Here is a 6,502-nt window from a genome sequence, read left to right on the forward strand (position 1 = left end):
TCAGGGCAATCTCAAGTCAAAGTACCTATCGAAATTTATGACGCAGTAAGACTAGCAGGCTGTTGAAGAACTCAGCCGCGTTCGCAAACGAAGGCTGAATCGTCGCCGTGGTGTATGTAGAAGTGGCCGACGAGCCTGCCCGCAGTGCCGATCATAGCCCATCCGCGACCGCAGGAGGGATCATTCTCGTCGTGCCCTTCCCATGAGAACTCGGCACAGGCTGAACCGTCGCGGGTGCCGTAGCGCACGTCCAGGAAGCCCTTGAGAGCCCCAAACGCGATTTCGCCATCGGACCTGTCCTGGAAGGTGAAATGCGGCTCCTGGACGAAATCGAGAAAGTCGTTGTCCCAGACGTCCATCTCGATGATGCGCCAGCGACCGGCAAACGCCTTGGCGAAGCCGGAGCACCTTGCCCCTCAGCCGGCCTCCGCGATCAGCTTGGGCAGCCGCACCACTTCTCCGGCGGGATCGACGGCCGCCCAATCGGCGAATAGAGCGCGGCAAACTCGCACTCCAGCGCCGCCATCGCCTCGTTCACAATCGTCCGGATCGCTCGCAGCGGATGATCACGCCGCACCCGCAGCTCCAGATCAACTTAGCTAAACAGCTCGCCCGTTCGATTGTCGCCGCCGCGCACCCACCACCTCCGAATCTCATCGGAGTTAATGAATCATGGTCGCCAGTCGGCGGTGTGCGCCTCTTTCTACAGCCTGCTAGACCTATCACCTCGTGTTCTCGGCGTCGCTTTGGGCCACGTGATCTCTGGGGAGGGTCTTCGGATCCGCTCCCGCGGTATAACACAACAGGGGTGATCCAATTGAGAGCGTATCGACCTCCTCGCATAAACGACCCTCTTCAGCGAAGTTCGTTTCCAAATGAGTGTGGCTCGGCGCTTCTATGGGCATGCTGGATAGAGTTGTGTTTGCCGGAAATCTGAGTAGCGAGCCAGTTCACTCTCTCGTCGCGTAGCACGCTTCTCCCCGCGTCAGGCGTACGCTATGATGTCCGATCCGCACGCGAATTTTCTGCTAGGCGGTCGCCTTCGAATCCAGCCTAATGCGCGACCATTATCTTCGATCATGGGCAATCTGTTCTCTCAATTGGAGTGCAGGCGCCGAGGGAGATCACACCGCGCGCGGCTTGAGGCCAACAAGACCGCTAACGATCGTCACGTCGTTCCGGATTCGCTTCCGTTGCATTACTAGGCTTGGGGAAGTGCGGACGATATTGAGGGCGAAGTAGGCGTAATTCTCTGAGTAAGAGAAGGGAGCACGCTTGACCCCACGCGTTACTCAATGCCCTTGAACCAGCCTATTGAAGCCTGGACCTGATCACGGGGCGTTGCGCTCATACGGAGAGGGCCGGCGCTGTGATTGCGTCTCGACCTTCACTTGTCGTGTACGCGACAATACAGCATGACGCTTTTACAGCGCGAGGCTGCGCTGTCGCTGGCAGCATGAGCCATTTCCTTGGGTGAATGAACGGCTCGACGCTCGTTTTCGCAGCTGGCACAGTCCTTGCTGGGGATCACCCGGTAACGCGAGGCCTGCCTATAAAAACCAGCAACGTCACCCACCGTCCACCTGCACTTAGGCGCTTCGCATCACGGCTGAATGGCTTTGTATAGTGAAGAAACCGCAATGTTGGAGAATATACCATGAATCAAACGGCTTTGGTCGATAATGTCATTCCGCGTACCGATATTCTCAAACGCGCGGCGCGCATCGGCGCTGAAATCAGGAACATCAAGCTGTCGGGCGATTTGCCGGAACAGACCATCGCTGCGATCAACGGCCTGCTGCTCGAGCACAAGGTCATCTTCTTCCGCGATCAGGGTCATCTCGACGACGCCGAGCAGGAGCGCTTTGCGCTTCGTTTCGGGAAGCTTGTGCCGCTTCCGACGCTGGGTGCGACTAAGGGAACAGTGTCGATCCTCGAGATTGATTCCGCACGCGGAGGTATCCGGACTGACTATTGGCACATCGATGTGGCCTATGTGGATGCTTATCCCAAGATTTTGGTGCTGCGAGGCGTTGTGATCCCGCCAGTCGGCGGCGACACGGTGTGGTCAAACACTGCAGCCGCATATCTCGACCTGCCGCCGCCGCTGCAACGGCTTGCCGACGATCTCTGGGCTGTTCACAGCAACGCGTACGATTTCGCCGTAATCGCCCGCCCTAGCGCAACCGATAAGAAGCTTTATGACGAGATCGTTGACAGATGGATGTTTGAGACCGAGCATCCCGTCGTGCGTATCCACCCCGAGACCGGCGAGCGCACGCTGGTGCTCGGCTATGATGTGAAACGTTTTGTTGACGTCCCGAAATATGACGGCCAGAGGCTGTTCGATCTATTCGAATCTCATATCACCGCGCCGGAAAACATCGTGCGCTGGAACTGGAAGCAGGGCGATGTAGCTATCTGGGACAACCGTGCCACGATGCACTATGCGGTCAGGGATTACGGCGACCAGCCTCGCGTCGTTCGTCGCGCGGCGATCGAAGGCGAGGTGCCCGTCAGCGTCGACGGCCGGCGCAGTATAGCGCGTGTCAAGGTCATCAAGCAGCCGCCCGCGAATGGCGCGTAGCGCGTTCGCAAATTTCACGGAGATCCGGCCGACGCAGACTCTGTTCTTATGCGCACATCCATGGCTTGCAGGATCCGGCTCAGACTGAATCGCGCAGCGGCGCGATGGGGCTTCGTCGTTGCGGCCTGCCTCGTCGACCAAGCCATAGCCTAGCCGCCCGTGGAATAGACTGAATCCGAAGGACTGGGCAGGTCATGCTCACGCTCGGAAAGCCCCTGCGAGTCGCAAGAAGTTCATAAGCAGTGTCTCACCTTCTTGGGTGAGTCTCGATTCTGGATGGAATTGCAGCTCATAAGTCGGCCGATAGGGCGATAATCCAGGCCACAGGAGCATTGAATGCCGCGAATGGATGGTTGGCCGATGCGGTCGAAGCCTTTGTGCTGATCCGACAGCAACTGGACGCCACCATCGCGACGTTCCTCAACTCAGCGGCGCGGCGCCAATACTTCGAAACGCTCCGCCGCTTTGCCACGAGCGAGTCATCAGCAAATACTTGGAACCCATATGGGCACTCGGGCCAAGCGAGAGAGCCTCTAACCGCCTCCCAACTTTGTCAGGCAACTGAAATCAGCTACGTACCCCAGCGCTAACCACTCCCGACTGCCTCAGCTCGGAACCGCTCATCGAAACACTGAAAGGCGTGCGGTTGTCCCAAATCGACGACGCGCGCATAAGCAGGATCCAGACTTACCTCCGGATTCACAGAAGACTGTCAACTATAGTAGGTTCGTTGTTAGCGTTTCTCAGGTAAGTGAGCTGAGCCGTTGTGGGCGACGCGCACTACGCAACATGAGTACCACCGAAACGCGCGCACGTTCCGCCCTTTGGTATTGTCCACAGCTCGCGCAATCCGCGGGAAGCGTGGTTAATGGACCACTTACTTGCAAAGGGAGACCACGATGGGTGGAGTGATTGGCGAGGGACGCAATTTACTCACTCTTGAAACCCAGAATCAAACGTGCGCTCATACTCACGCTCATTGGGAACCCCCTTTGGTTATCACGAATCCGACTTGTATCCGTGCGCCGCTTCCTCAGCGGACATCGCTCCTCGCAAGTTCGAGACAGCTGATAGGGCTGATCAAGATGGACTTCAGGGAGACGGCCACAGCTATTTCGAGAAACCAACGCTGGATTCCTTGTCATGACCCTGCCTGGAGCCGGGTCAATAACGTCTACCAACGTGTTCAATCGTTATCTCGGTGAATGCGATGCCTACATGGAGATCGACCCCTACGATGAATATCGACGTATTCGCGGCTCATGAGTCTAACGTTCGTCGCTATGGGCGGTCGTTTCCCACAGTCTTTACGAAGGCCCTTGGGGCGACAATCTGGGACGAGACGGGTAAGACTTATATAGATTTCCTTGTGGGGTCCGGCGCACTCAACTATGGACACAACAATCCGAATATTCTTGCACCAGCAGTTGAATATCTCGCCGGCGGGAATATTCTTTTATCGCTTGATATGTATACAGCGGCAAAGCGTGAATTCATTGAAGTGTTTGTCGATTCGATCCTGAAGCCCAGGGGCCTTTCTTACAAGATACAGTTCCCTGGGCCGACTGGCACAAACGCTAACGAAGCGGCGCTTGCGCTGGCGCGAAAATATACCGGCCGCTCGAGCGTCATGGCCTTCACAAATGCGTTCCATGGCATGTCGCTCGGGTCCCTGGCGGTGTCGGGGTCGGCGTCGACCAGGGATCTAGGCGGCGTTGCTCGCCACGATGTGATCCGCGTCCCCTATGACAGCTATCCGAACCGAGCTTTCGATTCCGCGGGTTACATCGATTACTTACTGGGCGACCCAGGGAGCGGCGTAGAAAAGCCCGCCGCAATCATTCTGGAGACTATCCAGGCAGAAGGCGGCATGAACACCGCATCCGCGGCTTGGCTCAGAGAAATACAGCGCATTTGCCGTAAGTACGGGGTTGTCTTGATTGTCGACGATATTCAGGCAGGCGCGGGGCGAACGGGCGATTTCTTCTCGTTCGAGTTCGCGAAAATCGAACCAGATATCGTGTGCCTTTCGAAATCCTTAAGCGGTTCAGGAAATCCGTTCTCAATTGTTCTGATTCGGCCCGACATAGACATATGGAAACCCGGAGAACATAGCGGGACGTTCAGAGGCAACAATCTCGCGTTCGTGACTGCAGGGGCCATGTGCAAAATGTGGTCCGACGGACAATTTACTGCAGGCGTCGAGCGGACGGCCGTAAAACTGCAAGGACACCTTGATCGCCTCGTTTCGAAATTTCACAAGTGCGTCGAACAAAAGCGCGGCCGTGGTCTGATGGCCGGCCTCAAATGTCGTTCACAGGCCGTCGTTGGCCGTGTGCACGATCTCGCGTTCGAAAAGGGCCTGCTGATCGAATCTTCAGGGCCAAATCGCGACGTCATCAAAATCCTCCCGCCGATAACCATCACCGATGACGAACTCGATCATGCTGTCGCCATCCTCGATAACGCATTACAGGAGCAAGCTAATCGTGACTGCCCAAGTATCTAAAGCGCCAGCCATCTCGCCTCTTGCAATCAGAGAGCGAACAGGCTCGATAAGTATTGCGGAGATCATCTCAGTCCTGAAAGGTGACATAACCGGACTGCATATCAGGCAAGCTTTCAGTATCGAGGTAGCCGAGGAGATCACCGCGAACTTTATTCGCAATCCCGGTCTCAAGGAGCGCAAAGATGGGGTCCCCGGACAATATATCGGCGCATCTCACTACCGGAAAGATGCAGCCACCTATATCGCGGAGTCGGAAAAAGCGCGACCGTTCGTCGAAGCCGTCTTTAGCAACTTGGTTGATCCGGTCCGCGGACTATTCGACGCGTTGAAGCGCGAGCTTCACAATCAGGGCATTGAAATGCGGCTGGCCCGTTCGGAGCACGGTTACGCTAATGTTTGTCGCGCTCTCTGTTGGTCTGGCACCGGGCTCTATGCCTTGGAGCCTCACGACGACGTCGCTCAGGTCCTATGTGCCGGGAAAGATTATGAGATTGCTGCGGTGGCGAACCACACTGTCGTAGCGCTGAACTTCTATCCCAGCATGCCCAAGGAAGGTGGCAATTTGCGGATCTGGAGCCATAAGCCGACGGTCACCGACCGAAAGTCGCAGGGTGTGGAGGCCACGGGCTATCCGTATTCGACAGCTTATCTGGAGGCCGTTCCTTTTCACGACTTCCAGCTCAAGGCCGGAGATATCGCCCTGATCGACGGCGGTTTCATTCACGGGGTCACCCGACAATCAGGCACTGGAAAGCATCGCCTTCTCCTGAATAGCTTTCTCGGTTTTGCGCGGCCGGATCTTGTTCTCTGGTGGACCTGAAGTTGGACATCACAGCGACTGACCGATTTACGTGGCGGCTAAGGCGTCAACATGTCTCGCAACGGGAAAAACATTCTGTGACGGACCGTTGCGCTGGTCGAATGACCGGCGCCATTCTCATCAGGCGCTGCCATTTGGCTTGGCTCTCGCCAACAAGGGGTTTGCAGCTGTGCTCAAAATCCGCACCTGCGCGCAGGCGGCAATGGCCATCGAGGCCGGCTAACTCATAGGGTCGTGGCCGAGAGCCTCGGCCTGCCCTTCTCACCGATCGAGCAGGCTGCGGCCTTGTCCCGGGGGCCATCGCGGGCGTTTCCTCCCTGACTTGGGCCACTCGTTCGAGTGGCCATTCTTTGCGCTCTGTTAGTACGCTCAATGAGATCAAGTGGGGCAAACGATCCCAGAGAGGACTCACTTTCTGGCGATATGTAAACGTGCTTATACGGTAGTACGCGTGGGCGCGGCGAATGCCGTTGCCGTGCTGATAGTTGAGTGAATACCGTTTCCAGTTCACGGGGGGCCAACAGGTGCTAACCCGCATTTCTCACGGGGCCGATTGATTTGCGACGGGCATTGGTGGGTCGGCGCG

Annotated in this window: 4 protein-coding genes and 2 pseudogenes; 4 read left to right on the forward strand and 2 right to left on the reverse strand. The window is 56.8% G+C overall.

What is annotated here, in order from left to right; all coding sequences use genetic code 11:
* Positions 1–71: 71 nt before the first annotated feature.
* The gene (locus CQ13_RS05085) at positions 72–359 is read right to left on the reverse strand and encodes a hypothetical protein (protein WP_057841923.1); all 288 of its coding nucleotides are present in this window, start codon (positions 357–359) and stop codon (positions 72–74) included.
* A gap of 95 nt (positions 360–454) precedes the next feature.
* Positions 455–589 (reverse strand): annotated as a pseudogene (locus CQ13_RS40525) (transposase); the annotation flags it as partial.
* Between the two features lie 1,068 nt (positions 590–1,657).
* On the opposite strand from CQ13_RS40525, the gene CQ13_RS05095 reads away from it, so the two are divergent.
* From CQ13_RS05095 to CQ13_RS46720, 4 genes and pseudogenes are all read left to right on the forward strand, one after another.
* A complete protein-coding gene (locus CQ13_RS05095; RefSeq protein WP_057841925.1) occupies positions 1,658–2,587 on the forward strand; it encodes a TauD/TfdA dioxygenase family protein in 930 nt (309 codons plus the stop codon).
* 1,237 nt (positions 2,588–3,824) lie between these two features.
* Positions 3,825–5,096: a diaminobutyrate--2-oxoglutarate transaminase gene (gene ectB, locus CQ13_RS05100; RefSeq protein ID WP_057841926.1), complete on the forward strand. Its 1,272-nt coding sequence runs from the start codon at positions 3,825–3,827 to the stop codon at positions 5,094–5,096.
* Positions 5,077–5,916, forward strand: coding sequence for a 2OG-Fe(II)-dependent halogenase WelO5 family protein (locus tag CQ13_RS05105; protein ID WP_057841927.1), 840 nt, complete (start codon positions 5,077–5,079; stop codon positions 5,914–5,916). Before ectB ends, CQ13_RS05105 begins: the two co-directional genes overlap by 20 nt.
* 115 nt (positions 5,917–6,031) lie before the next feature.
* Positions 6,032–6,237: pseudogene (locus CQ13_RS46720) on the forward strand (hypothetical protein); the annotation flags it as partial.
* Between the last annotated feature and the right edge of the window lie 265 nt (positions 6,238–6,502).

Origin of the sequence: Bradyrhizobium retamae, from assembly GCF_001440415.1 — a bacterium.
GTDB lineage: Bacteria > Pseudomonadota > Alphaproteobacteria > Rhizobiales > Xanthobacteraceae > Bradyrhizobium > Bradyrhizobium retamae.